The sequence below is a fragment of the Streptomyces sp. NPDC090022 genome, from assembly GCF_044748145.1.
Taxonomy (GTDB): domain Bacteria; phylum Actinomycetota; class Actinomycetes; order Streptomycetales; family Streptomycetaceae; genus Streptomyces.
In genome coordinates, this window is the sequence record NZ_JBIVFN010000019.1 from 1 (window position 1) to 24,862 (window position 24,862).

Genomic DNA, 24,862 nt, shown 5'->3' on the forward strand with positions numbered 1-24,862 from the left:
ACCTACCTCACCCAGGTCCGGCAGTACGACATCGCCTACACCGCCCTGGCAGGCGCGATCACGGATGCCCGGCGGGCCGGGGACATGCTCGCGGCGGGTTCCGGCGTCGGCGGTATGTGCTGGCTGCTGGTGAGGCAGGGGCGGCTGGACGAGGCGGAGCGGATCGCCGCTCAGAGCATGGACGCGGTGGAACCGAAGATCACTGGGGCCGAGCCGGACCACTACGCGGTGTGGGGCGGTCTGGCGATGGAGGCCGCCGCCGCAGCCGCCCGCAACAACCGCCCGGATGTGGCCAAGGAGTACCGGAAGGCAGCCCGGGTGGCGGCAGCCGCTGTTGGCACGTCGCACCGTAACGTCTCACGGCACTGGTCCGTCTTCGGACCGGTCACAGCGGCGATGAAGGCCCTGGAAGATTCGATGGTCGTAGGCGACGCGCGCGCCGTGGTCCGCAAGGCAGGCGAACAGGAAGAGCTGTCGCCCAAAGCGTGGAGGCGTCTGGGTGAGCCCAGTACGAACGACGGGAACCGCTTCACCCTCGATATGGCGCGCGCCCACACACGCACTGGGGACCTGTCGGCCGCCATGGACGAGCTGACCCGAGCCCGAGAGGCGGCCCCGGAGTGGATGCGGCACCAGAACATGGCCGCCGAGACCATGCAGGAGATCCTGGGCAAGCGCAAGCGCACCCTCACAACGGAGATGCGAGAGATGGCCAACTACCTGGGCGTCGTCGGATAGCTACCACGCAACGCGATACTTCCGGCACGCTCCGTCGATAACTGGCATGCCTCGCCGATGGAGTGACGGACAGTAGCCCCCTACGGTCGCCGTATTCCATTCGGCTACCCAGGTGGGGGTGCACCATGAGCACATCCAGGACCGACGCGGACCGCATGCGCTGCAGGGAGTTGCACGACGCAGCGGCAGGTGTGACCGGTCCCCGCTTACTGCCATGGACTACTCAGGACGGAAACCCCTGCTACCTCAGCACCGACGGCAGGGGCTACCTCTCCTCCCTCGCCGACAGCATCGAAGAAGTCCAACTCGACATGGGCGAGGAACTCCTGGAGTACGCCCACGGAGTCGTGGCTCCCGGAGCGAAGATGCTCTCGGCCGCCGAGTACCGGTGGCTCGCCTGCCGGCTGACCGAAGCCCTGACCGATGCACTCCGGGTCGCCGAATCACGCGGCGACCGCATCCCGTCCCCGCTCGAGAACCCTGGCTCCTGACGGCGCGGCGGCGCTAATGCGACAGCTGCTGAAGGTGCCAGTGCGGACCTGCCTGGTAGTGCAGGCGTTCAAAGCCCTGGGCGCCTGAGTGGTGATCAAATGGCAGCACTGAGTGCGGAGCTTGGAATCGAATGTGCCCTTGTCTACCGAACTGGACCCGGGCGTAATGGCGGTGGTGGGGCCTATTGGCTTTACTCCGTAGGGAACTGGCTGTTACCGTCCCTGTCGGTGACGATGTGCGCGTCATCTCGCACACTCATCCTGGCGGGACCCCATGCGCGAGCCGGGGTGACTTGAATGTGTTGGCGGCCCTCCGAAAGGCTGGATCACCGCAGGTCTCCAGCCAGGTCGTCCTGCCGGACGGTTCCGCTCCTACGGTGCGAAGGATGTTGGATGAGAGATGGGGCGTTCGCTCCATGAGTCTGGATGAACTCAGCTACCTCTGGGAAACTCCGACGGGTCGGCACGTGCTCATTAGTGTTGATGAATCTGCTGGGGATAGCGGGCTAGTGATCTATGACCACCTTGGCCCATCCTTGGAACTCATCCATGATGACGATCTCCACGTTGAAGTGGTCCGGCGTATGCGTGAAGAAGGCGTGCCTGTCATGGATGACTTCCCGAAGTATCCGAATGGAAGAAATCCGAAAAGCTTTCCCCGGGTTCTTCCGGGGGAAGATTCTGGGCTGTTTGACCGCAGCGGCAGCGGCAGCGGATGACGGCTGCGGAGGGCGGATCGTCGGTGGGGACGAGAGTGTCGCCCAAGGCGTCGATGGCTTGGCGTTGCAGGCGGATTCGGACGTGGGCGTGGACGCCGGCGGTGACGCCGATGTGGGCGTGGCCCTGGAGTTCCTTGATCGCGATGAGGTCGACGTCCCAGGTGCGGGGGCTTGTTCGTGTCGCGGAGGCGTGGGGGTGGGCCTGTGGCCGGCCCTTGGGGGTGGTCAGGGCCGGCCAGGGGAAAGGGTCAGGGCTCCAGGAGGTTGGACATCCAGGTTTCGATCGCTGCCGGGGTGCGGGGGAGGGCTGATGACATCAGGTGGGCGCCCGTGGCCGTGATGACGAGGTCGTCCTCGATGCGGACGCCGATGCCGCGGAGCTCCGGGGGCAGGGTTTCGTCGTCGGGCTGGAGGTAGAGGCCCGGCTCGACCGTGAGGACCTGGCCCTCCTCCAGGACGCCGTCCAGGTACGTCTCCGCGCGGGCCTTGGCGCAGTCGTGGACGTCCAGGCCCAGCATGTGGCCGCTGCTGCACAGGGTGTAGCGGCGGTGCAGGTCGCCCTCGGGGTGTTTCAGGACGCCCCATTCGGCGAGACCTTCGGCGATCACCCGCATGCCCGCCCGGTGGAAGTCGCGGAAGCTCGCGCCCGGGCGCAGGGCGGCGATGCCGGCCTCCTGGGCGGCCAGGACCAGTTCGTACACCTGGCGCTGGACCGGGGAGAAGCGGCCGGAGAGGGGGAGGGTGCGGGTGATGTCGGCCGTGTAGAGGGTGTCCGTCTCCACGCCCGCGTCCAGGAGGAGGAGGTGGGAGGGGTCGAGCGGGCCGTCGTTGCGGATCCAGTGCAGGACGCAGGCGTGGGCGCCGGACGCGGCGATGGTGTCGTAGCCGGTGCCGTTGCCCTCGGCGCGGGCCCGCAGGCCGAAGACGCCCTCGATCCAGCGTTCGCCGCGCGGGTGGGCCAGGGCGCGGGGGAGGGCGCGGACGACGTCCTCGAAGCCGGCCACCGTGTGGTCGACGGCCAGTTGGAGCTGGGCGACCTCCCACGAGTCCTTGATCAGGCGGAGTTCCGAGAGGGTGGCGGCCAGCTGTGGGTCGGTTGCCGCGTTGCGGCCGGGCGGGGTGCCGAGCGTGTCGAGGTGGGCGCAGCGGATGCCGGTCAGGCGTTCGGCCTCGGCGAGGTCGGGGCGGCGGCCGACCCAGAACTCGCCGTAGCGGCGGTCGCGGTAGAACTCCTCGTTGCCGTCCGCGCGCGGTGAGCGGGGACGGAGGTACAGGACCGCCTCGTGGCCGTGCGGGCCGTTCGGCTCCATCACCAGGACGTGGCCGACCTGGTCCTCGCCCGTGAGCCCGGTCAGCCAGGCGTACGCGCTGTGCGGGCGGAAGCGGTAGTCGCAGTCGTTCGAGCGGACCTTCAGTTCGCCGGCCGGGACGATCAGGCGCTCACCGGGGAAGCGGGCCGAGAGGCGGTCGCGGCGGGCCGGGGTGACGGCGTACGCGGCGGCCCGCGCGGTGGCGGGGAGCGGGGACGGGGCCCAGTCGCCCGCCATGAAGCGGGACAGCTCGGGGGATACCGGCAGGTCATGGCTGCCGATGTGGAGGCGGGCAGGGGCTTCGGTCATGGGGGCTCCTCGGGGGTGGGCGAGAAGGAGGACGAGAACTGGTGGGTGCACAGGTCTTGTCAGTGCAATTTCACATTACTATGTTACAGCTCACACACCGGCGCGTTAATCCCCGTCAAATGCCTTGTGGCGTCGGGTGGTTCGTCCCTGGCGGCGGTTCGCCCGTCAGGGCGGGTCGCCCGTCCGTTCGTGCACCAACCCCCACGTTTCCTCCCCAATCAGGAGTTTTTGGTGTCCACACGCAGAGCCGTACGATCTTCCCTCCTCGCCTCCGCCATCGCCGTGACCCTCCTCGCCGGCGCCGGGCAGGCCACCACCCAGGCCGCCCCGAAGGTCCCCGCCACCTTCACCCAGGGGAGTCAGGCCGAGCACGCCCACGGCGAGAACCCCTTCGACGAGGTCGACCGCCTCGGTTCCGCCCCCGAGATGCTGCCCGCCCCCGCCTTCGCCCCCGGCGGGACCGCGCCCGGCAAGGCGGCCGGCCAGGTGCCCGGCGCCGCCCCCGCCGAGGCGGACGCGGCCCCGGCCACCGTGCAGGCCGAGAAGGAGAGCAGCCGCAAGCTCGCCCAGGGCGCGCCCGTCGCGCGCTCCGTGGCCGCCGGCGTCCCCTGCACCCTCGACGGGATCACGGGCCTGTCACCCGAGCAGTTCGCGGACTTCCTCGCCGACCCGGCCGTCCTGGCCAACGGCTGTCTGCGCGGGCTGATCTGGACCTGGGACGCGCGCCTGGCGCCCGTCATGTCCGACGCCCACGTGCAGGCCGTCTCCCGCCGGATATCCAGCCTCGCCGCCTCCCACGACGGCAAGAACTCCTCCCACCTGGAGGAGATGTTCACCTACCTGCACGCGGTCGTGTACCACGACTTCTCGCGGGGCGAGATCGACGTCACCGACGCCCCGACCGTCGACGCCATGCGCCGCGCCGTCGCCGACTTCGGCAACGCCGCCCGCACCTTCGACGTCACCCCCAGCAACGCCAGCACCCTGCGCGAAGCCCTTTACGCCGCCAGCGGCCCGGGCCTGCGCCAGCACCAGCTCCCGCTGATCACGAAGGTCCTGGCCACCATGGACCCGGCCCACCCGGCCACCCACCTCGACGCCGGCTGGGCGGGCGCGGCGCTGGCCGCCCTCTCCGTCAACTACCTGGGCGTCTACCCGGGCAACCAGGACGCCGCCTTCCACGCCGCGGTCGCCGCCGACCCGGCGTACCGCGCCACCTTCAAGGCGTTCGCGTCGTACGCGCACCTCAAGGGCACGGGCAACGCCTGGGTGGTGCGCGACGCGCTCAGCGAGTACGCCCGCTTCGGGCAGGTCGCGGGGCTCAAGGACCAGATCGCCGCCGACCTCGGGGGGCTGCTGGAGCCGGTCAAGGCCACCTTCGGCAACGGCAGCGAGCCGTGGGCGAAGCTGGTGTCCTGGCTCAACTTCTACGAGGCCTGCAAGCCGTACGGGGTGTGCAAGGAGGACATCGAGAAGCAGATCTTCCCCCACACCTACACCTACGACAACGGCGCCATCAAGGTCCGCACCGCCCTCGACCGGGCCACCGTCGACCAGCTCTACTACGCGAGCAAGCAGGTCAAGGCGCAGTTCCACCGGGTCCTGGGCACCGAGCAGCCGCTGGCCGACGACCCCAATACCGCGCTGAACATCGTGCTGTACGCCTCCCGTGCCGACTACGAGAACTACCACCCCATCCTCACCGGCATGGGCACCAACAACGGCGGCATCTACATCGAGCGCGGCGCCACCTTCTACACCTACCAGCGCCGGGTGCCGCAGGACTCCTCCCTCACCCTCGAGGAGCTCTTCCGCCACGAGTACGTGCACTACCTCAACGGCCGCTTCGCCGTCCCCGGCTTCTTCGGCGAGGGCCCCTGGTACGAGGGCGACCGCACCACGGCCATGGACGAGGGCACGGCCGAGTTCTTCGACGGCGCCACCCGCGACAACGGCATCGCCGTCCGCAAGTCGCTGGTCAAGAGCATCATCAACGACACCGCCGGCGGCGGCCCGCGCATGACGGTGGAGCAGGTGCTCAACGCCACCTACGACGGCGACGGCTTCCGCTTCTACAGCTACGCGGGCACCTTCTTCGAGTTCCTGTGGACCGAGAAGCCCTCGCTGCTGCGCGAGATGTACACGCACCTGCGCACCAACAACGTGGCCGCGTACGACGCCTGGCGCCACCGGCTGTCCGCCGACACCTACCTCCAGCGCGACTACGACCGCTTCCTCGACGCGCAGATCGCCAAGGTGGACCAGCTGTTCGTCCCGAACACCACCTTCACGCCGGTCGACCAGCTGCGCGACTCCGCGCTCGCCTCGGTGAAGTCCTCGTTCGCCACCGCCACGTACAACACCCCCGACTGCGTGGAGAACGGCGAGCCCGGCAAGCGGCGCTTCACCTGTACCGGGCGGATCACCGCCAACCTGAAGAACTGGCGCAGTGACGACCAGAACTTCAAGGACATGAGCGAGACGGTCGACTACTTCATCCTCGACCGGGCGGGCGCGGCCTCCAACAACCTCGCCGACATGAACTGCAGCTTCGGACCCGTAGAGATCTGGTCGAACAAGGTGGCCGGCACCTCCGGCTACAGCTGCGAGGGCCCGCTGCGCGGCTGAGCGGCGGCAGGCGGTACCCGGCAATACCGGGCCGGCCCCGATGAGCGAACGGGGGCGGGGCCGGCCCCCTGTATCGGCCCCCCTGCACCCGGTCCGCCGCCTCCGCGCGGCGGACCCTAGGCACCCTCTAAAGAATGTGACATATTACTGCCGTGCTCAACAGACACCCTCTGGACGCCGTGATCATCGGCGCCGGCGTCGTCGGAGCGGCGTGCGCGTACTACGCCGCGCGCGCCGGACTCTCCGTGGCCGTCGTCGACCGGGGCCCCGTCGCCGGTGGCACCACCGGCGCCGGGGAGGGCAACCTGCTCGTCTCCGACAAGGAGGCGGGCCCCGAGCTCGACCTCGCCCTCCTGTCCGCGCGGCTGTGGCGCGAACTGGCCGACGTCCTCCCGCCGGAGACCGAGTACGAGCCCAAGGGCGGCCTCGTCGTCGCACCCGACGAGACCACCCTCAAGGCCCTGCGGACGTTCGCCGAGGGCCAGCGGGCGGCCGGCGTCGAGGCGGCCGAGGTGAGCGCCGACGGCCTGTACGACCTCGAACCCCACCTGGCGCGGGGTCTCGCGGGCGGGTTCCACTACCCGCAGGACGCCCAGGTCCAGCCGGCCCAGGCGGCCGCGCGGCTGCTCGCCGCCGCCGCGGCTGCCCCCGCCGGTGCCACCGTGCACCTGGGCGAGGAGGTCACCGCGATCCTGCGCGACGCCTCCGGCGCGGTCCGGGGCGTGCGCACCGCGCGGCGCGAACTCCTCGCCCCCGCCGTCGTCAACGCCGCCGGCACCTGGGGCGGGACGGTCGCCGGCCTCGCCGGCGTCACCCTGCCCGTCCTGCCGCGCCGCGGCTTCGTGCTCGTCACCGAACCCCTGCCGCGCGTGGTGCGGCACAAGGTCTACGCCGCCGACTACATCGCCGACGTCGCCAGCGGCTCCGCCGCGCTGCAGTCCTCGGCCGTCGTCGAGGGCACCCCGGCCGGCCCGGTGCTCATCGGCGCCACCCGCGAACGCGTCGGCTTCGACCGCTCGCTGTCCACCGAGGCCCTGCGCCGCCTCGCCGGGCAGGCGGCCGCGCTGTTCCCGGTGCTGGCGGACGTCCGCGTGCTGCGCACGTACCACGGCTTCCGCCCCTACCTCCCCGACCATCTCCCGGCGATCGGCCCCGACCCGCGGGTCCCGGGCCTGCTGCACGCCTGCGGCCACGAGGGCGCCGGCATCGGACTCGCCCCGGGCACGGGCCTGCTGATCGCGGCCGCGCTCGCGGGCACCGCCCCCGCCCTGGACCCGGAACCGTTCCGGCCGGACCGTTTCGGCGACGGTGACGGGCAGGGGGACTTCCACGATCCGGTCGATCCCGCCGATCCCGCCGGTCCCGCCGGTCCCGCCGCCCCGAAGGAGGCCGCCCCATGAACCGCCCCACCGAACCGGCCGGCGGCACGGGTACGTCGCGCACCCCGCGCGCGCTGGTCGGCGGCGCCGCGCAGGCGGCGTACGCGATCGAGTTCGACGGCCAAGAGATCCCCGCGCTCGCGGGCCAGAGCATCGCCGCCGCCCTGTGGGGCGCCGGGATCCTGTCCTGGCGCACCACCCGCGACGGGGCCGCTCTGCGCGGCGTGTTCTGCGGGATCGGCAGCTGCTACGACTGCCTGGTCACCGTCAACGGCCGCCCCAACCAGCGCGCCTGCCTCGTCCCGGCGCGGGCGGGGGACACCGTCACCACCCAGGAAGGGACCGGCCATGCCGAGCTCGCCGTCTGAGCCCGAACCGCCGGCGGACCGCGTGCATCCCACTGGACCCGCTGATCCCACCGACCCCACCGGCCTCGCGGATCTGGCCGTCGTCGGCGCCGGTCCGGCCGGGCTCGCGGCCGCCGTCACCGCGGCCGGACTCGGCCTGCGCGTCACGCTCCTGGACGCGGGAACACGGCCCGGCGGGCAGTACTACCGCCACCCGGACCCCGCCCTGGGCGCCGCCCGCCCCGAGGCGCTGCACCACGACTGGTCCGCGTTCGCGCGCCGCGAGGCGGCCCTGCGGGCGCACATCGCGGCCGGCCGGATCGACTACCTGCCCGGCCGCCACGTCTGGACGCTGCTCCCTGCCGAACCGGCCGGGAACGATCCCCACGGCTGGCTGCTGCACGCCGTCGGCCCCGACGACACCGCCGCCCGCGTCCGGGCGCGCGCCGTGCTCCTGGCCACCGGGGCGTACGAGCGCCAGCTGCCCTTCCCCGGCTGGACGTTGCCCGGGGTGATCGGCGCCGGCGGCGCGCAGGCGATGCTCAAGGGCGGGCTGGTGCTGCCCGGCCGGCGCGTGGTCGTCGCCGGGAGCGGGCCGCTGCTGCTGGCCGTGGCCGGTTCGCTCGCCGCCGCCGGGGCCACGGTGCCCGCCGTCGTCGAGGGCGCGTCGTACCTCGGGTACGCCGGCCGGGTGCCGGTGCTGCTGCGCAACCCGGGCAAGCTCGCCGAAGGCGCCACGTACGGCGGGGCGTTGCTGCGGCACGGCGTACGGCTGCTGACCCGGCACGCCGTCACCGAGGCGCACGGCGGGACCCGCGTCGAGGCGGTGACCGTGGCCCGGCTGGACAAGGACTGGCGGCCGGTCCCGGGCACCGCACGCCGGATCCCCTGCGACGCGGTCGCCGTCGGGCACGGGCTGGTGCCCCAGCTGGAGCTCGCCACCTCGCTGGGCTGCGCCACCTTCACCTCGGCCGACGGCACCGCCGCCCTCGTCCTCGACGACGACCAGGCGACCTCGGTACCCGGCATCTGGTCGGCCGGTGAGACCGGCGGCATCGGGGGCGCGCAACTGGCCCTGGTGGAGGGCGAGCTGGCGGCCCTGGCGGTCGCCTGCACCGTACGGCCGTCCGCGACCGCCGCCACCTCGGCGCCCACGCCGGCGGCCCCGACCGCGGCCGACGACCGCCGCGCCGCGCGGCTGCGCCGCCGCCGCGCCCGGCTGCGGGGGTTCGCCGACGCCATGGCCGCCGCCCACCGGCCCGGCCCCGGCTGGATCGGCTGGCTGGACGACGACACCGACGTCTGCCGGTGCGAGGAGGTCCCGGCCGGGCGGATCCGGGAGGCGGTCGCCGACCTCGGCGCGCGGGACGCCCGTACCGTCAAACTCCTCACGCGCGCCGGTATGGGCTGGTGCCAGGGCCGGATGTGCGGTCCGGCAGTGGCCGCCCTGACCGGGCAGGATCCCGCCGCCGACCGCCGGCCGTTCTCCTGCCCGGTGCCGCTGGCGCACCTGGCGGACCTGCCCGCTGACGGCGGCTGATCAGCCGCCGGACCGTCGGCCGGACGTTCGCCCGGCCGACCGGCGCATGCCCGGCCGACGCCAGTCGAATGTCCGTCGAACGCCTGTCGATTGGTCTTCGATCCGCCCTCGATCCGCCCGGACGTAGCCCTTGTGGCCACATCGAACCCACTAGTAAAATGTCACACACCACACTAGGGAGTCACCCATGACCCACGCGCCCACCCCCGCGCCCCGTCCCCGCACCCGCCCCTGGCACGGCATCATGGTCGCCACCGCCCTCCCGCTGCGCGAGGACCTCTCCGTCGACTACGACGCCTACGCCGAGCACGTGGCCTGGCTGATCGCCAACGGCTGCGACGGCGTCGTCCCCAACGGCTCCCTCGGCGAGTACCAGACCCTCACCGACGAGGAGCGCGCCCGCGTCGTGCGCACCGCCGTCGAAGCGGCCGGCGGGGACGGCGACCGCGTCATGCCGGGCGTCGCCGCCTACGGCAGCGCCGAGGCCCGCCGCTGGGCCGAGCAGGCCGCCGAGGCGGGCGCCGGTTCCGTCCTGCTGCTGCCGCCCAACGCCTTCCGGGCCGACGAGGACGCCGTACGCGCCCACTACGCCGAGGTGGCGCGGGCGGGCCTGCCGGTGGTCGCGTACAACAACCCCATCGACACCAAGGTCGACCTGACCCCCGCCCTGCTGGCGCGGCTGCACGCCGACGGCAGCATCGTGGCGGTCAAGGAGTTCAGCGGCGACGTCCGCCGCGCGTACGAGATCGCCGAGCTGGCCCCCGGGCTGGACCTGCTCATCGGCGCGGACGACGTCCTGCTCGAACTCGCCCTCGCCGGCGCGGTCGGCTGGATCGCCGGCTACCCCAACGCCCTGCCGAACTCCTGCGCCACGCTCTACCGGGCCGCCGTCGCCGGTGACCTCGCCACCGCCCTGCCGCTCTACAAGTCCCTGCACAGCCTGCTCCGCTGGGACTCCAAGACCGAGTTCGTCCAGGCCATCAAGCTGTCCATGGACCTGGCGGGCCGTCCGGGCGGGGCCACCCGGCCGCCGCGCTTCCCGCTCACCGGGGAGACCGAGGCCGCCGTCCGTGCCGCGACCGAGAAGGCCCTGGCCGAGGGCCACAACTAGGGGCCGCTCCGGCGCGACCGGCCCGCACCGACCTGCACGGACCCGCACCGACCCGTACCCGACCGACCGTCCCGTCCACGCACAGCCGACAGGGGGATCCCCATGCGCACCCGTCACGTCTACCACGCCGTCGACTCCCACACCGAGGGCATGCCGACCCGGGTGATCACCGGGGGAGTCGGGGTGATCCCCGGCGCCACCATGGCCGAGAAGCGGCTGCACTTCATCGAGCACATGGACCACGTCCGTACGCTGCTCATGTACGAGCCGCGCGGCCACTCGGCCATGAGCGGCGCGATCCTCCAGCCGCCCACCCGCCCCGACGCCGACTTCGGCGTGCTCTACATCGAGGTGTCGGGGCTGCTGCCGATGTGCGGGCACGGGACCATCGGGGTGGCCACCGTCCTGGTGGAGACGGGCATGGTGCCCGCCGTCGAGCCGGTCACCACCGTCCGCCTCGACACCCCGGCCGGGCTGGTGAGCGTGGACGTCCGGGTCGAGGACGGCGAGGCCCGGTCGGTCACCCTCACCAACGTGCCGTCCTTCTGCGTCGGGCTCGATCTGAAGGCCGACGTCCCCGGGTACGGCACGGTCACCTACGACCTCGCCTACGGCGGCAACTTCTACGCCTTCGTCGACCTCGACGCCCTCGGGCTGCCCTTCGACCGGGCTCGGAAGGACGACCTCCTCGCGGCCGGGCTGGCCGTCATGGACGCCGTCAACGCCGGCCCCGACCGGCCCGTCCACCCCGAGAACCCCTCCATCGCCGGCGTCAAGCACGTCTACCTGGCCGCCCCCGGCTCCGACGCCACCCGCTCGCGCCACGCCATGGCCATCCACCCGGGCTGGTTCGACCGTTCCCCGTGCGGTACGGGCACCAGCGCGCGCATGGCCCAGCTGCACGCCCGCGGCCTGCTCCCCGTGGGCCGGGACTTCGTCAACGAGTCCTTCATCGGCACCGAGTTCACCGGCCGGCTGGTCGAGGAGACCACCGTCGGCGGCCGGCCCGCCGTCGTGCCCACCGTCACCGGGCGGGCCTGGATCACCGGCACGGCACAGTACTTCCTCGACCCGTCCGACCCCTTCCCCGGAGGGTTCCTGCTGTGAGCACCATCCCCACCATCCGTACCGTCCGCACCACCGACTACCACACCGCCGGCGAGCCCTTCCGGATCGTCGACGCCACGGCTCCCGGGCTGCCGCCGGTACCCGGGGACACCGTGGCCGAGCGCTGCGCCACCGTCATCGGCCCGGGCGGCTCGGGCACCGCGCCGCGCCGGGGCGGGCTGGACGACGTACGGCGGCTGCTGGTGCAGGAGCCGCGCGGGCACGCCGGGATGTACGGCGCCTTCGTGGTGCCGCCCGACGACGACGGCGCCCACTTCGGGGCGCTGTTCTGGCACAAGGACGGCTACTCCACCGCGTGCGGGCACGGCACGATGGCGCTCGGGGCGTGGGCGGTGGACACCGGCCGGGTCGCGGCCCCCGACGACGGCGAGGTCCAGGTGCGCGTCGACGTGCCGTCGGGGCGGGTCACCGCGACCGTCCACCGCGCCGGCGGCCGCACCACCGGCATCACCTTCCGCAACGTCCCCGCCCGCGTGAGCGCCCGCAAGGTGCCGGTCGCCACGTCGTCCGGCGTCGCCGAGGTGGACCTCGCCCACGCGGGCGCCTGCTACGCCTCGGTCGCCGCCCGTGACCTCGGCCTGGAGGTCACGCGCGCCGCGCTGCCCGCGCTGACCCGGGCCGGCCGGGAGATCCGTGCGGCGCTCGCCCCCCACCCCGGAACCTGGCACCCCGACAGCCCGCTGCTGTCCGGGGTGTACGGGGTGATCCTCTACGAGGAACTGCCCGACACCCCCTTCGGACCGCACCAGCGCAACGTGACCGTGTTCGCCGACGGGCAGATCGACCGTTCGCCCTGCGGATCGGGCACCTCCGCGCGGCTGGCCCTGCTCGCGGAGGACGGCCGGCTCGGCGGCGGCGAGGACCTGCTCCACGAGTCGGTGGTGGGCTCCGTCTTCACCGGGCGGATTCTGGCCGGCGGGGTCACCGAGGTCACCGGCACCGCGTACCGGACCGGCGAGCACGCCTTCGTCGTGGACCCCTACGACGCCCTGGGCGCCGGGTTCCAGCTGTGACCGCGCTGCCGCAGCTGGGCGAGGGGGACGTCCTGCGGCTCCTCGGCCCGGCGGGTGCCGCCGACGCGCTGGCCGACGTCCTGCTGGCGGGCCTCGACCCGGAGGCCTGCCCGCAGCGCACCTCCGTGGCCGTGCCCGGCGGCGAGCTGCTGCTGATGCCGGCCGCGACGGGGGCGTACGCGGGCGTGAAGATCGCCGGGGTCGCGCCGGGCAACGCCGCGCGCGGGCTGCCCCGGATCACCGGGTCCTACCTGCTGCTGGACGGCTCGTCCCTGCGGCCGCTGGCCCTGCTGGACGGCGCCGCGCTGACCGCGCTGCGCACCCCGGCGGTATCCGCGCTCGCCCTGCGGTACCTGGCGCCGGCCGGGCGGCCGCTGCGGCTGGTGCTGTTCGGGTCGGGGCCGCAGGCGTACGGGCACCTCGAAGCGGTGCTCGCGGTGCGCCCGTTGGCGGAGGTCCTGGTCGTCGCGCGCAACCCGTTCGGGGCCGGGAAGCTGGCCGACCACGCCCGTACGCTGGGCGTCCCCGCCCGGACGGGTACGGCCGCGGACGTGGCCGGGGCCGACCTGATCGTGTGCTGCACGACCGCGCGCGAGCCGCTCTTCGACGGGCGGCTGGTGCCGGCGGGCGCGACGGTCGTCGCGGTCGGCTCGCACGAGCCGGACGCCCGCGAGACCGACACGGCGCTGGTACGGCGGGCGGCCGTGTACGTCGAGTCGCGGGCGGCGGCGCTGCGCGAGGCCGGGGACCTGCTGGTGCCGGAGGCGGAGGGGGCGATCGGGCCCGGTCACATCACCGGGACGCTGGCCGATCTGGTGACCGGCCGGGTGCGTCCTCCACAACCGGGAAGTTGTCCACAGCTCTTCAAGAGTGTGGGCATGGCCTGGGAGGATCTTGCGGTGGCGGTGGCGGTGTACGCGGCGGCCGGGGAGAACAGCGCAACGTGACATTGTACGCTGTTCCTCTGCTGGGGGCACCGCCCAGCGGTAGCTGGGGGATCTTCGGAGGACATGCGATGGGCGACCTGAAGCAGCACAGTCTCATCAAGGCCCAGGAAAGGCTTCGCGACCAGGTCGGTCATGCCCTCCGTGCCGCCCTGATAGCGGGCGAACTGCGCCCCGGCAACGTCTACTCGGCACCGGGCCTGGCGGCCGAGCTCGGCGTCTCGGCCACCCCCGTGCGCGAGGCCATGCTCGACCTGGCCCGCGAGGGCCTGGTCGAACCGGTGCGCAACAAGGGCTTCCGGATCACCGAGGTCAGCGAGCGCGACCTGGACCAGTACACCGAGCTGCGCACGCTGATCGAGGTGCCGATGATCGGCCGGGTCACCCGGCTCGCCACGGCCGCGCAGCTGGAGGAGCTGCGGCCCATCGCCGAGGAGATCGTCACCAGCGCCCGCGAGCACAACCTCATCGGCTACCTGGAGGCCGACCGCCGCTTCCACCTCACCCTGCTGGGTCTGGCGGGCAACGAGCGGCTGGTGGAGACGGTCGGCGACCTGCGCAAGCGGTCGCGGCTGTACGGACTGACGGGCCTGGACGAGGCCGGCAAGCTCGTCTCCTCCGCCGAGGAGCACCTGGAGCTCCTGGACCTGATGATCGCCGGTGACGCCGAGGCGGCGGAGGCCTGCATGCTCCGCCACCTCGGCCACGTGCGCTCGCTGTGGGCCCAGGGCCGCGACGAACCGGTGGGTCGCACCGAGGGCGGCCTGGGCAGCGGGCTGCGGTAGCCGGATCGCGGTAGCGGGTAGCGGGCTCGCGGTGGCGGGTTGCGGGCTCGCGGTGGCGGGTTGCGGGCTCGCGGTGGCGGGTTGCGGCAGCCGCCCGCGGGCCGCCGCCCTCAGCGGCCCCCTCCGCCGGCCGCCGCCGGTGCGGTGGCGGCCGGAGCCTCCCAGGCCAGCAGCATCCGCAGCGCGTCGTGCGACGGGGTGCCCGGCTCGGCGGCGTACGTGATCAGGGCCTGCTCGGTGTCGTCGGCGGCGCGCAGGGTCTCGTAGGAGAGCTCCAGGTCACCGACCACCGGATGGTGGTACAGCTTGGTGCCCGAGGTCTTGTCCTGCACCGGGTGCTGCGCCCACCAGGTGCGGAACCGCTCGCTGCGCAGCGACAGCTCGCCGATCAGCTGCGCGAGCCGCGGATCGTCGGGATGCCGCCCCGCCTCCAGGTGCAGGTAGGCGACGTTCTCTCGCGCGCATCCCTCCCAGTCCCCGAACAGCGCGCGGGAGGCGGGGTCGAGGAAGGTGATCCGGGCGATGTTGCGCTCGGCGGGAGCCAGGGCGCCGTAGTCGCCGAACAGGGCACCGGCGGCGGCGTTCCAGGCCAGGATGTCCATCCGCCGCCCCATCACCACCGCGGGCACGTCCCGCAGTTCGTCGAGCAGCCGCCGCAGCATCGGCCGCACCCGCTGGGGCGGGGCCGGCGCCCGCCCGGCCGCGGGCCGGACGGTGCGCCGCGGCCCGGCCAGGTGGCGCAGGTGCGTCCGCTCGTCCTCGGTCAGCCGCAGGGCGCGGGCGAGCGCGTCGAGCACGGAGTCCGACGGGTGGGGGACGCGGCCCTGTTCCATACGGGTGTAGTAGTCGACGCTGACCCCGGCGAGCTGGGCGACCTCCTCGCGGCGCAGACCGCTGACGCGCCGCCGGCCGCCGTAGTCGGGCAGGCCGATGTCCTGCGGGTGCAGGCGGGCGCGGCGGGTGCGCAGGAAATCGCTCAGGCTCGTGGAGGCGGGCATGCCCCGATTCTGGCCGACGGGGCGGGGTGCTGCCTGGCCCTGCCAGGACCAGGCAGCGTCACGCGGCCGCGACCGGGGTCCACGGGACGGCCGGGATGACGGTCACCAGCCCGCCGTCGACCGCGATGTCCTGGCCGGTGATGTACGAGGAGCGCGGCGAGAGGAGGAAGGCCACGGTCTCGGCGACGTCCTCGGCCTCGCCCAGCCGCCCCAGCGGGACCTCGGCCCGGATCGCCTCGTGCGCGCCGACGTCGGGGATGTTGGCGTGGAACATCTCGGTGACGATGTAGCCGGGGCTCACCGAGTTGATCCGGATGCCGCGCTCCGCGAGGTCGCTGCCCAGCGTACGGGTGAGGTTGTGGACGGCGGCCTTGCTCGCCGCGTACACCGGCGCGTGGGCCATGCCGCGGTGCAGGGTCCACGAGGCGTTGATGACCACCGAACCTCCGGCACCTCCCGCGGCTCCGGCACCTCCGGCGGCGAGCAGCGGCAGGGACTTCTGCACGGTGAAGAAGACGCCCTTGAAGTTCACGCCGATGACGTGGTCGAAGTCCGCCTCGCTGACCTCGGCCGCGCGCTGGAAGACCCCGACGCCGGCGTTGGCGAAGACCCCGTCGAGCCGCCCGTGGCGTTCGCCGATCACGCTGGTCAGACGGTCGAGGTCGGCGACGGAAGCGGCGTCGGCCCGTACGGTGAGCAGCCGTTCGCCGCCGTCGGAGGCGGCCTTCAGCCGGTCGGCCGCCCGCTGGAGGCGGGCGTCGTCGCGGCCGGTGACCACGACGTGCGCGCCGGCCTCCAGCAGCCGGCCGGCCGTGGCCAGACCCATACCGCTGGTCCCTCCGGTGATCAGGACGACGCGGTCGCGGAACTCGGTGGTGGTGGCGGTGGTTTCGGCGGTCGCGGTGGCTTCAGTGGCCGTGGTGGTGACTGCGGCGGCCGTGGTGGTGACTCGGGCGGCCGTGGTGGTGACTCGGGCGGCCGTGGTGGTGGCTTCGGTGACTTCGGTGGTGTGGTGGTTCGTCATGCCCGTAGCCTCGCCCGGGTCCCGCCGGCCCGGCCAGGCCCGCCGTGACCCTGGGTCCACGAGGGCCACCCTCGCGACCCGCCCCCGCTGCCCGCCCCCCACGGCCCCCAACTCACCCCGCCCGCCCCCGTTTTGGACACGGCTGGATAACAGGGAGCCCGACCCCTTGTCAGTGCAATTTCACATTACTATGTTACCGGTCACATCGCAGAGTGCCGCCCTTCCCTGGAGTGACCATGAACAAGCGCACCCAACTCGCCCTCGCCACCGCCCTGGTGGCCGCACTCGGACTCGGCGTCACGGGTTGCTCCGGCGGCACCACCAAGGGCGCGGGCGGCGGGGCGGGCGCCGCCAATCCGGCCGCCGCCAACGACGGCAAGATCCTCGGCGGGACCCCGGTCAAGGGCGGCACCCTCACCGTCCTGTCCAACCAGGACTTCTCCCACCTCGACCCGGCCCGCAACTGGACCATGCCGGCCATGGACTTCGGTACCCGGCTGCTCTACCGCACCCTGGTGACCTTCAAGGCCGAGCCGGGTGCCGCAGGCAGCGAGCTGGTCCCCGACCTCGCCACTGACCTCGGCACCCCCTCCAACGAGGGCCGCACCTGGACCTTCACCCTCAAGGAGGGCGTGAAGTACGAGGACGGCACGCCCATCAAGGCCCAGGACATCAAGTACAACGTCGAGCGCTCCTTCGCCCCCGACCTCACCGGCGGCCCCGACTACGCCGCCCAGTACCTGGCCGGCACCGAGGGCTACAAGGGCCCCCTCCAGGGCAAGCACCTCGACTCCGTCAAGACCCCCGACGACCGCACCATCGTGTTCGAACTCAAGCGCCCCGTCGCCGAGTTCTCCGCGACCGCCACCCTGCCCACCTTCGCGCCGGTCCCGCAGTCCCAGGAGAAGGGCACCCAGTACGACGCCCGCCCCTTCTCCTCCGGCCCCTACAAGATCGAGACCTACGACCGCGACAAGAAGCTGGTCCTGGTCCGCAACGAGCACTGGGACCCGAAGACGGACACCGTCCGCAAGGCCTACCCTGACCGGTTCGTGGTCGTCATGGGCCTCAAGGGGGTCCAGATCGACGACCGGATCATCGCCAGCGAGGGCGCCGACGCCTCCTCCGTGGAGTACTCCAACATGCGCCCGGAGAGCGCCCCCAAGGTGCTGCCCAAGCCCGACGTCAAGGCGCGCCTGCTCGCCGAGTCCCAGGGCTGCACCACGATGCTGCACCTGAACAACTCCCGGGCCCCCTTCGACGACCCCAAGGTCCGCGAGGCCATGCACTACGCCCTCGACAAGGAAGCCGTCATCACCGCCGCCGGCGGCCCGGCCCTCAACGAGGTCGCCACCGCCTACCTGCCGCCCGCTCTCACCGGCGGCAAGCAGGCCGACACCCTGAAGACCGCCCCGGCCGGCGACCCCGCCAAGGCCAAGGAACTCCTCAAGGCCGCCGGCAAGGAGAGCCTCAAGGTCTCCCTCGCCGTCTCCACCGGCGACAAGGGCCGCGCCGAGGCCATCCAGCACGGCCTGGCCCGCGCGGGCGTCGAGGTCGTCATCGACACCATCGACCCGGGTGCCTACTACGACTCCATCGGCGACCTGTCCACCACCCCGGACATGACGTTCACCGGCTGGTGCCCGGACTACCCCTCCGGCTCCACCTGGATCCCGTTCGTCTTCGACGGACGGACCATCAAGGAGAAGGGCAACCAGGGCAACTACAGCCAGTTCCGCGACGAGGCCGTGCAGAAGCGGATCGACGAGATCAACGCCATGTCCGACGCCAAGCAGGCGAGCCAGGCCTGGATCGACCTCGACGCCGAGATCATGAAGAAGGCCCCGTCCATCCCGGTCCTGCTGGAGCGCAAGCCCCTCCTCGTCGGTACCAACATCGCGGGCGCCTTCGGCCACCCCGTGTGGACCGGCGCCATCGACTACGCCACCGTCGGCCTCAAGGACCCGGCCAAGAGCCAGGGCCAGGGCTGAGAGCGGACGAGGCCCAACCCGTCATGACCGCCACCGCACCGGCCGCAGGTCCCGCGGCCCCGGGCGGGGACCCGGCCACGGACCCCGCCAAGGGCCCGGCGGACGGCCGGGCAGCCGGCCTCCCCCCGGGCAGCAGCCCCTGGCAGCTCGCCCGGCGGGAGCTCCGCCGCCGCCCCGCCGTCCGCGTCAGCCTCGCCGTCGTCCTCCTCTTCGTCCTCATGGCCGTCACCGCCCCCTGGCTGGGCGCACTCGGCGGCTGGTCCCCCGACACGTTCGACAAGAGCGCCGTCGACCCCTACCTCGGCGGCCTGCCGATCGGCCCGCTCGGCGGCATCAGCTCCGAGCACTGGCTCGGCGTCGAACCCGTCACCGGCCGCGACCTGTTCGCCCGCGTCGTCCACGGCGCCCAGGTCTCCCTCCTCATCGCCTTCGCCGCCACCGCCATCGTGGTCCTCGCCGGCACCGCCGCCGGGATCGCCGCCGGCTACTTCGGCGGCCGCACCGACGCCGTCCTGTCCCGCCTGATGGACCTCACCATGTCCTTCCCCTCGCTGATCTTCATGATCGCGATGATGTCGGTGGCCAAGGACGTCAACCGGATCGTGCTGATGACCGCCGTCATCGGCCTGTTCGGCTGGCCCGGCGTCGCCCGCGTGGTCCGCGGCCAGACCCTCTCCCTCAAACACCGCGAGTACGTCGACGCCGCCCGCGTCGGCGGATCGAGCCCCTGGCGGATCCTGACCCGCGACATCCTCCCCGGCGTCGCCGGCCCCGTGATCGCGTACACGACCCTGCTCATCCCCGGGATGATCAGCACCGAGGCGGCGCTGAGCTACCTCGGCGTGGGAGTCCGCCCGCCCACCCCGTCCTGGGGCCAGATGATCGCCGAGTCCGTCGCCTTCTACGAGACCGACCCCATGTACTTCCTCATCCCCAGCACCTTCCTCTTCCTCGCGGTGCTCGCCTTCACCCTGCTCGGTGACGCCCTGCGCGACATCCTCGACCCCCGGGGCGGCCGCACATGATCCTCTACCTGGTCCGCCGACTGCTCGCCCTCACGGGCGTGCTGCTCGCGATCGCCGCCGTCACCTTCCTCGTCTTCTACGTGCTGCCCGCCGATCCGGCCGCCGCCGCCTGCGGCAAGACCTGCACCCCGGAGCGGATCGCCGACGTCCGCGCGTACCTGGGCCTGGACCAGCCGCTGTGGCGGCAGTTCGCCGACTTCCTCACCGGCATCTTCACGGGCCGCACGCTCGGCACCGGCCCGTACGCCGTCACCTGCGACTTCCCGTGCCTGGGCTACTCGTACGAGAACTCCCTGCCCGTCTGGGACCTGCTGATGGACCGGCTCCCGGTCTCCGCCTCCCTGGCCGTCGGCGCCGCCGCCCTCTGGCTGCTGCTGGGCCTGGGCGCCGGCGTCACCGCCGCCCTGCGCAAGGACACCGTCACCGACAAGGCCCTGATGGTCGGCGCCGTCGCGGCCGCGTCGCTGCCCGTCTACTTCACCTCCGTGATGCTCATCTACGGAGTCATCCGCGTCGCCGGCCTGCTGCCCTACCCCACCTACCAGCCCTTCACCGAGAACCCCGCCGCCTGGGCCTCGAACCTGCTGCTGCCCTGGACCGCCCTCGCCCTGCTGTACGCCGCCATGTACGCCCGCCAGAGCCGCGGTTCGATGATCGAGGCGATGGCGGAGCCGTACATCCGCACCGCCCGCGCCAAGGGCCTTCCCGAGCGCACCGTCGTGATCAAGCACGGCCTGCGCTCCGGCATGACCCCGGTCCTGACCATCTTCGGCATGGACCTCGGCGGCCTGCTCGCCGGAGCCGTCATCACCGAGTCCATCTTCGGACTCCCCGGCGTCGGACGGCTCTTCTACGGCGCACTGGTCGGCGCCGACCAGCCCGTCGTCCTCGGCGTCACACTGCTCGCCGCCTTCTTCATCGTCGTCGCCAACCTCGCGGTCGACCTCCTGTACGCCGTCGTCGACCCGAGAGTGAGGTACTGATGACGCACCCCGCACCCCTCCTCGACGTGCGCGACCTCCAGGTCACCTTCACCACCCCGCGCGGCCGGGTCCGTGCCGTGGACTCCCTCTCCTTCACCGTCGAGGCCGGCCGCACCCTCGGCATCGTCGGCGAGTCCGGCTCCGGCAAGTCCGTCACCTCGCTCGCCGTGATGGGCCTGCACCGCGGCGCCGAGGTCACCGGATCCATCGCCCTGGACGGGCGGGAACTGACCGGGATGGCCGAGAAGGAACTCTCCCGGCTGCGCGGCCGCCGCATGGCGATGATCTTCCAGGACCCGCTCTCCAGCCTGCACCCCTACTACACCGTCGGCGAGCAGATCGCCGAGCACCACCGGGTGCACTTCCGCGCCGGACGGGCCGCCGCCCGCCGCCGCGCGATCGACATGCTGGGCGAGGTCGGCATCCCCGAACCCGCCCGGCGGGCGGGGGAGTACCCCCACCAGTTCTCCGGCGGCATGCGCCAGCGCGCCATGATCGCGATGGCCCTGGCCTGCGAACCCGACCTGCTGATCGCGGACGAGCCGACCACCGCCCTGGACGTCACCGTCCAGGCCCAGATCCTGGAACTGATCGCCCGGCTCCAGCAGGAGCGCGGCCTCGGCGTCGTGATGATCACCCACGATCTGGGCGTGGTCGCCCGCGTCGCCCACGAGGTGCTCGTCATGTACGGCGGCCGGGCCGCCGAACAGGCGGCGGTCGACGACCTGTTCGCCGACCCCGCACACCCCTACACCCGTGGGCTGCTCGACTCGCTGCCGCGCCTCGACGACAGCGACGACCAGCCGCTGCGGGCCATCCCCGGCGCCCCGCCCTCCCTGCGCGAACCGGCCCCCGGCTGCGCCTTCGCCCCGCGCTGCGCCCGCGCCGCCGCCGGTACGGACGAGGACCGCACCCGCTGCGCCACCGTCCGCCCGGCGCTGCGCCCGTACCCGGGCCCGGCCGCCTCCCCGGCCGCCTCCCCGGCCGCCGTGCCCGGCCGTACCGCGGCCTGCCACTTCGCCGGTCCGCACGACCCGCCGGCCGGCGCCGGCCCCGCCGCCGGGTCCGCCGCGGACCCCGTCCAGGAGGTGTCCCGATGACCACGGCGAACCCCACCGAGGCCCCCGGGGTCACGGCCGCGGCCGCCCCCGCCGCGGAGGACGGCGACGGGCCCCTGCTGCGCGTCCGCGACCTCACCATGGCCTTCCCCGGCCGGCGCGGCGCCACCGGCCGCCGCGGCGCGCCCGTGCGCGCCGTCGACGGCGTCTCCTTCGACCTCGCCGCCGGCGAAACCCTCGGCCTGGTGGGCGAGTCGGGCTGCGGCAAGTCCACCACCGGCCGGATGCTGGTACGGCTGCTGGAACCCACCGCCGGCAGCATCACCTTCGACGGCCAGGACATCACCCATCTCCCGCAGGGCCGGCTCCGCCCGCTGCGCCGCCACCTGCAGATGGTCTTCCAGGACCCGCACTCCTCGCTCAACCCCCGCCAGACCGTGGCCCGGATCATCTCCGACCCGCTGCTGGTGCAGGGCTGGACGGCCGCCGACGCCCGCCGCCGCGCGGCCGAACTGATGGACCTGGTCGGGCTGATCCCGGAGCACATCGACCGCTACCCGCACGAGTTCTCCGGCGGCCAGGCCCAGCGCATCGGCATCGCCCGCTCGCTGGCCACCAGCCCCCGCCTGGTCGTCGCCGACGAGCCGGTCTCCGCCCTCGACGTCTCCGTCCAGGCGCAGATCGTCAACCTCATGGAGCGGCTGCGCACCGAACTGGGCCTGGCCTACGTGTTCATCGCCCACGACCTGTCCGTCGTCAAACGGGTCAGCGACCGGGTGGCGGTCATGTACCTCGGGCGGATCGTCGAGATCGGCGACAAGAAGTCCCTGTACGAGGACCCGCAGCACCCCTACACCCGGGCCCTGCTGTCCGCCGTGCCCCTGCCGGACCCCGCCGCCGAGCGCCGCCGCGAGCGCATCACCCTGCTCGGCGACCCGCCCAGCCCGGCCGCGCCGCCGCCCGGCTGCACCTTCCACCCGCGCTGCGCCAAGGCCCAGGAGATCTGCCGGACCGAACGTCCGCTCCTGCGGATCGCCGGGACCGGCGCCGGCCGCGAGGTGGCCTGTCACTTCCCGGGGGACTGACGGGGAAACCCGGGAAGGAGCAAGGGCCCCGCGGCCGACGACGTCCGCGGGGCCCTTCGCTCGTGCGCTCAGCTCCCCGAGCTCAGCTCAGCTCCCCGAGCTCAGCTCAGCTCCCGACGTTCAGCTCCCGGCGGAAGAAGGCCAGCTCCTGCCACATCAGCTTCTCCCGCACGCCACCGGGCGTCATGTGCGTCACCCCGGGCAGCGCCAGCAGCTGGTGCGGCCGGCCCGCGTCGGTGAGCGCCTGCGACAGCCGCAGGGTGTGCGAGGGGTGCACGTTGTCGTCGGCCAGGCCCGTGATCAGCAGCAGCGGCCGGGTCAGCGCGGGCGCGTCACCGATCAGGCAGTCCCGCTCGTAGCCCTCCGGGTTCTCCTGCGGCAGGCCCAGGTAGCGCTCGGTGTAGGCGGTGTCGTAGGCGCGGAAGTCGGTCGGCGCGGCCCCGGCGGCGGCCGCGTGGAAGACGTCCGGGCGGCGCAGGACCGCCATCGCGGCCAGGTAGCCGCCGTACGACCACCCGCGCACCCCCACCCGGCCGAGGTCGAGGTCGGCGTGCCGGGCGCCGAGCGCCCGCAGCGCGGCCACCTGGTCCTCCAGGGTCACCGCGGAGAAGCCGCGGAACATGGCGTGCGTGAAGGCGGGGGAGACGTACGGGGTGCCCCGGTTGTCGACGGTGACGACGGCGAAGCCCTGGTCCGCCCACCACTGGCGGGCCTGCCAGCGGCGCGGCTCGGCGCAGACGTCCTGGAAGCCCGGGCCGCCGTAGGAGTCCATCAGCACCGGCAGCCGGCGGCCGGGGACATGGCCGCGCGGCCAGACGACCGCGGTGGGCACCCCGTGCTCGGTGACCCGTTCCAGCACCGGCGCCACCCGGTACGGCAGCGGCTGGGCGAGGTCGCGCGGGGTGAACTCGCGGCCGTCCGCGGTGCGTACGGTGCGCCGGAAGCCGCCGGCGTCGGCGGCCGTCAGCAGCAGCGCTCCCTCGGACGCCGTCACCGTGTGCACGCCGGGGGCGTCGGCGAGCGCCGTCAGCTCCCCGGAGTCCGGGTCGAGCAGCAGCACCTGCTGCTCCGAGGGGTCGCGCAGGCCCGCCTCGATCAGCAGCTGCCCCTCGTGCACGCCGGCCACCCGCCGTACCTGCACCGCGGCGCCGGTGATCGGGACGCCGTCCACGGCCAGCGCGCGGGCGGCTCCGCCCGGGAGGTCGGCGGCGGTGAGCATCCGGCCGTCGGGCAGCCGGGCGGGGGTGCCCGGCACCAGCGGGTCGACCCACTGCGGGTGGGTGGTGCGGGAGAGTTCGCGGGTGCGGCCGGTGGCCGGGTCGGCGCCGAGCAGGACCACGTTCTGCTGGAGCCGGTCCTGGACGGTCAGCAGGATCTCGTCGCTCGACTCCCACCCGGCGTCCGAGACGTACGGGAAGGCCTGCGCGTCCCACTCCAGCCGGACCCGCCGGCCCCCGGGCCCGAGCACCCACAGCTGGACATCGGCGTTCGGGCCGCCGGCCTGCGGGTAGGCGAAGTCCTCGGCGGGCCGCTCGGGGTGGGCGGCGTCGGCGAAGTGACGGCGCGGCAGGGCGCCCTCGGCGACCCGGGCGGCGAGCAGGGTGACCCCGTCGGGCGACCACCAGTGGCCGCGGGCGCGGTCGAGTTCCTCGGCGGCGGCGAACTCGGCCAGGCCCCAGCGGGCCCCGTCGGCCGGGCTGACCCGGCCGCCGGGGGCCGTGTACAGGGCGTCCCCGCTGACGTACGCGACGCGCGAGCCGTCGGTGTTGGGGCGCGGGTCGACGACGGGACCGGCGGCCGGGAGCTCCTTGGGGGCCGCGCCGCCGTCGCCCGGGACCTCGTAGAGCCGCCCGTGGAGCGCGAACACCGCGCGCAGGCCGTCGCCGGAGAGGGCGTACGCTCCGATGCCGGCCGCGACCAGCCGGATGCGCTCGCGCAGCCGGCGTTCGGCGAGCGGCAGTTCACCGGGTTCGGGGGCCAGTTCGGCCGCGTCGGCGAGCAGGCGCTCGGCGCCGGTGGCGGTGTCGAGGACCCACAGGCTCTCCATGGGGTCGGTGGGGCCGGTGGAGCGCAGGAAGTACAGCAGCCGGGCCCCGTCCCCGAAGGCGAAGGCACGCGGGGAGCCGTAGGAGAAGCGTGCGGTCCGGGCCGAGAGGTCAAGGAAGTCATCCATGACTCTGTAGTGTGACATGTGAAATAGTACATCGCCTAGGCCATTCGAGTGGTGACCCGTAGGGGCCGGGCATAGCGTCGTAA

The 24,862-nt window shown here is 73.2% G+C and carries 20 protein-coding genes and 1 pseudogene; 17 read left to right on the top strand and 4 right to left on the bottom strand.

Going from position 1 to position 24,862, the window contains the following annotated elements; all coding sequences use genetic code 11:
• The 3 genes and pseudogenes from ACIPXB_RS27105 to ACIPXB_RS27115 all read left to right on the top strand — a co-directional run.
• Nucleotides 1–738: pseudogene (locus tag ACIPXB_RS27105) on the top strand (transcriptional regulator); the annotation flags it as partial.
• A 125-nt stretch (nucleotides 739–863) separates the two neighbouring features.
• Entirely contained in the window at nucleotides 864–1,229 is a 366-nt protein-coding gene (locus ACIPXB_RS27110) for a hypothetical protein (RefSeq protein ID WP_401454006.1), read from the top strand.
• 386 nt (nucleotides 1,230–1,615) lie between these two features.
• A complete protein-coding gene (locus tag ACIPXB_RS27115; protein WP_401454007.1) occupies nucleotides 1,616–1,948 on the top strand; it encodes a hypothetical protein in 333 nt (110 codons plus the stop codon).
• Nucleotides 1,949–2,196: 248 nt separating this feature from the next.
• On the opposite strand, the gene ACIPXB_RS27120 is transcribed toward ACIPXB_RS27115, so the two are convergent.
• A complete protein-coding gene (locus tag ACIPXB_RS27120) occupies nucleotides 2,197–3,567 on the bottom strand; it encodes an aminopeptidase P family protein (protein ID WP_401454008.1) in 1,371 nt (456 codons plus the stop codon).
• Nucleotides 3,568–3,798: 231 nt separating this feature from the next.
• On the opposite strand from ACIPXB_RS27120, the gene ACIPXB_RS27125 reads away from it, so the two are divergent.
• The 9 genes from ACIPXB_RS27125 to ACIPXB_RS27165 all read left to right on the top strand — a co-directional run bounded on the left by ACIPXB_RS27125 (nucleotide 3,799) and on the right by ACIPXB_RS27165 (nucleotide 14,442).
• Entirely contained in the window at nucleotides 3,799–6,195 is a 2,397-nt protein-coding gene (locus ACIPXB_RS27125) for a collagenase (protein WP_401454009.1), read from the top strand.
• Nucleotides 6,196–6,347: 152 nt separating this feature from the next.
• Nucleotides 6,348–7,595: an NAD(P)/FAD-dependent oxidoreductase gene (locus tag ACIPXB_RS27130; RefSeq protein WP_401454010.1), complete on the top strand. Its 1,248-nt coding sequence runs from the start codon at nucleotides 6,348–6,350 to the stop codon at nucleotides 7,593–7,595.
• Complete coding sequence (locus tag ACIPXB_RS27135; protein WP_401454011.1) at nucleotides 7,592–7,942, top strand: (2Fe-2S)-binding protein; 351 nt, start codon at nucleotides 7,592–7,594, stop codon at nucleotides 7,940–7,942. Before ACIPXB_RS27130 ends, ACIPXB_RS27135 begins: the two co-directional genes overlap by 4 nt.
• Complete coding sequence (locus ACIPXB_RS27140) at nucleotides 7,923–9,461, top strand: NAD(P)/FAD-dependent oxidoreductase (protein WP_401454012.1); 1,539 nt, start codon at nucleotides 7,923–7,925, stop codon at nucleotides 9,459–9,461. Before ACIPXB_RS27135 ends, ACIPXB_RS27140 begins: the two co-directional genes overlap by 20 nt.
• Before the next feature lie 187 nt (nucleotides 9,462–9,648).
• Nucleotides 9,649–10,572, top strand: a complete 924-nt coding sequence (locus tag ACIPXB_RS27145; RefSeq protein ID WP_401454013.1) for a dihydrodipicolinate synthase family protein — start codon at nucleotides 9,649–9,651, stop codon at nucleotides 10,570–10,572.
• Between the two features lie 102 nt (nucleotides 10,573–10,674).
• The gene (locus tag ACIPXB_RS27150; protein ID WP_401454014.1) at nucleotides 10,675–11,679 is read left to right on the top strand and encodes a proline racemase family protein; all 1,005 of its coding nucleotides are present in this window, start codon (nucleotides 10,675–10,677) and stop codon (nucleotides 11,677–11,679) included.
• A complete protein-coding gene (locus ACIPXB_RS27155; protein ID WP_401454015.1) occupies nucleotides 11,676–12,713 on the top strand; it encodes a proline racemase family protein in 1,038 nt (345 codons plus the stop codon). The genes ACIPXB_RS27150 and ACIPXB_RS27155 overlap by 4 nt, the downstream gene beginning before the upstream one ends.
• Entirely contained in the window at nucleotides 12,710–13,660 is a 951-nt protein-coding gene (locus tag ACIPXB_RS27160) for an ornithine cyclodeaminase family protein (RefSeq protein ID WP_401454016.1), read from the top strand. The genes ACIPXB_RS27155 and ACIPXB_RS27160 overlap by 4 nt, the downstream gene beginning before the upstream one ends.
• Before the next feature lie 68 nt (nucleotides 13,661–13,728).
• A complete protein-coding gene (locus ACIPXB_RS27165; RefSeq protein WP_401454017.1) occupies nucleotides 13,729–14,442 on the top strand; it encodes a GntR family transcriptional regulator in 714 nt (237 codons plus the stop codon).
• Between the two features lie 110 nt (nucleotides 14,443–14,552).
• On the opposite strand, the gene ACIPXB_RS27170 is transcribed toward ACIPXB_RS27165, so the two are convergent.
• A complete protein-coding gene (locus ACIPXB_RS27170; RefSeq protein ID WP_401454018.1) occupies nucleotides 14,553–15,440 on the bottom strand; it encodes a helix-turn-helix transcriptional regulator in 888 nt (295 codons plus the stop codon).
• A gap of 58 nt (nucleotides 15,441–15,498) precedes the next feature.
• On the bottom strand, nucleotides 15,499–16,464 hold the full coding sequence (locus ACIPXB_RS27175) for an SDR family NAD(P)-dependent oxidoreductase (protein WP_401454019.1): 966 nt from the start codon (nucleotides 16,462–16,464) through the stop codon (nucleotides 15,499–15,501).
• A 236-nt stretch (nucleotides 16,465–16,700) separates the two neighbouring features.
• On the opposite strand from ACIPXB_RS27175, the gene ACIPXB_RS27180 reads away from it, so the two are divergent.
• Genes ACIPXB_RS27180 through ACIPXB_RS27200 form a run of 5 tightly spaced genes read left to right on the top strand, consistent with a single transcriptional unit; the run spans nucleotide 16,701 to nucleotide 22,606 of the window.
• Nucleotides 16,701–18,455, top strand: coding sequence for an ABC transporter substrate-binding protein (locus tag ACIPXB_RS27180; protein WP_401454020.1), 1,755 nt, complete (start codon nucleotides 16,701–16,703; stop codon nucleotides 18,453–18,455).
• Between the two features lie 23 nt (nucleotides 18,456–18,478).
• The gene (locus ACIPXB_RS27185) at nucleotides 18,479–19,480 is read left to right on the top strand and encodes an ABC transporter permease (RefSeq protein WP_401454021.1); all 1,002 of its coding nucleotides are present in this window, start codon (nucleotides 18,479–18,481) and stop codon (nucleotides 19,478–19,480) included.
• Nucleotides 19,477–20,463, top strand: a complete 987-nt coding sequence (locus tag ACIPXB_RS27190) for an ABC transporter permease (RefSeq protein ID WP_401454022.1) — start codon at nucleotides 19,477–19,479, stop codon at nucleotides 20,461–20,463. Before ACIPXB_RS27185 ends, ACIPXB_RS27190 begins: the two co-directional genes overlap by 4 nt.
• Nucleotides 20,463–21,563 (top strand): ABC transporter ATP-binding protein, encoded by a 1,101-nt coding sequence (locus tag ACIPXB_RS27195; RefSeq protein ID WP_401454023.1) that lies wholly within the window; start codon nucleotides 20,463–20,465, stop codon nucleotides 21,561–21,563. Before ACIPXB_RS27190 ends, ACIPXB_RS27195 begins: the two co-directional genes overlap by 1 nt.
• A complete protein-coding gene (locus ACIPXB_RS27200; RefSeq protein WP_401454024.1) occupies nucleotides 21,560–22,606 on the top strand; it encodes an ABC transporter ATP-binding protein in 1,047 nt (348 codons plus the stop codon). Before ACIPXB_RS27195 ends, ACIPXB_RS27200 begins: the two co-directional genes overlap by 4 nt.
• Before the next feature lie 106 nt (nucleotides 22,607–22,712).
• Here the strand turns inward: ACIPXB_RS27200 and ACIPXB_RS27205 are convergent, their stop codons facing one another.
• Complete coding sequence (locus tag ACIPXB_RS27205; RefSeq protein WP_401454025.1) at nucleotides 22,713–24,779, bottom strand: prolyl oligopeptidase family serine peptidase; 2,067 nt, start codon at nucleotides 24,777–24,779, stop codon at nucleotides 22,713–22,715.
• Nucleotides 24,780–24,862 lie beyond the last annotated feature (83 nt).

Bases quoted from the DNA above. Each gene is read 5' to 3' on its own strand.
- ACIPXB_RS27110 (WP_401454006.1), top strand. From the start codon at position 864: ATGAGCACATCCAGGACCGACGCGGACCGCATGCGCTGCAGGGAGTTG.
- ACIPXB_RS27115 (WP_401454007.1), top strand. From the start codon at position 1,616: ATGTTGGATGAGAGATGGGGCGTTCGCTCCATGAGTCTGGATGAACTC.
- ACIPXB_RS27120 (WP_401454008.1), bottom strand. From the start codon at position 3,567: ATGACCGAAGCCCCTGCCCGCCTCCACATCGGCAGCCATGACCTGCCG.
- ACIPXB_RS27135 (WP_401454011.1), top strand. From the start codon at position 7,592: ATGAACCGCCCCACCGAACCGGCCGGCGGCACGGGTACGTCGCGCACC.
- ACIPXB_RS27140 (WP_401454012.1), top strand. From the start codon at position 7,923: ATGCCGAGCTCGCCGTCTGAGCCCGAACCGCCGGCGGACCGCGTGCAT.
- ACIPXB_RS27145 (WP_401454013.1), top strand. From the start codon at position 9,649: ATGACCCACGCGCCCACCCCCGCGCCCCGTCCCCGCACCCGCCCCTGG.
- ACIPXB_RS27150 (WP_401454014.1), top strand. From the start codon at position 10,675: ATGCGCACCCGTCACGTCTACCACGCCGTCGACTCCCACACCGAGGGC.
- ACIPXB_RS27165 (WP_401454017.1), top strand. From the start codon at position 13,729: ATGGGCGACCTGAAGCAGCACAGTCTCATCAAGGCCCAGGAAAGGCTT.
- ACIPXB_RS27170 (WP_401454018.1), bottom strand. From the start codon at position 15,440: ATGCCCGCCTCCACGAGCCTGAGCGATTTCCTGCGCACCCGCCGCGCC.
- ACIPXB_RS27175 (WP_401454019.1), bottom strand. From the start codon at position 16,464: ATGACGAACCACCACACCACCGAAGTCACCGAAGCCACCACCACGGCC.
- ACIPXB_RS27180 (WP_401454020.1), top strand. From the start codon at position 16,701: ATGAACAAGCGCACCCAACTCGCCCTCGCCACCGCCCTGGTGGCCGCA.
- ACIPXB_RS27185 (WP_401454021.1), top strand. From the start codon at position 18,479: ATGACCGCCACCGCACCGGCCGCAGGTCCCGCGGCCCCGGGCGGGGAC.
- ACIPXB_RS27190 (WP_401454022.1), top strand. From the start codon at position 19,477: ATGATCCTCTACCTGGTCCGCCGACTGCTCGCCCTCACGGGCGTGCTG.
- ACIPXB_RS27195 (WP_401454023.1), top strand. From the start codon at position 20,463: ATGACGCACCCCGCACCCCTCCTCGACGTGCGCGACCTCCAGGTCACC.
- ACIPXB_RS27200 (WP_401454024.1), top strand. From the start codon at position 21,560: ATGACCACGGCGAACCCCACCGAGGCCCCCGGGGTCACGGCCGCGGCC.
- ACIPXB_RS27205 (WP_401454025.1), bottom strand. From the start codon at position 24,779: ATGGATGACTTCCTTGACCTCTCGGCCCGGACCGCACGCTTCTCCTAC.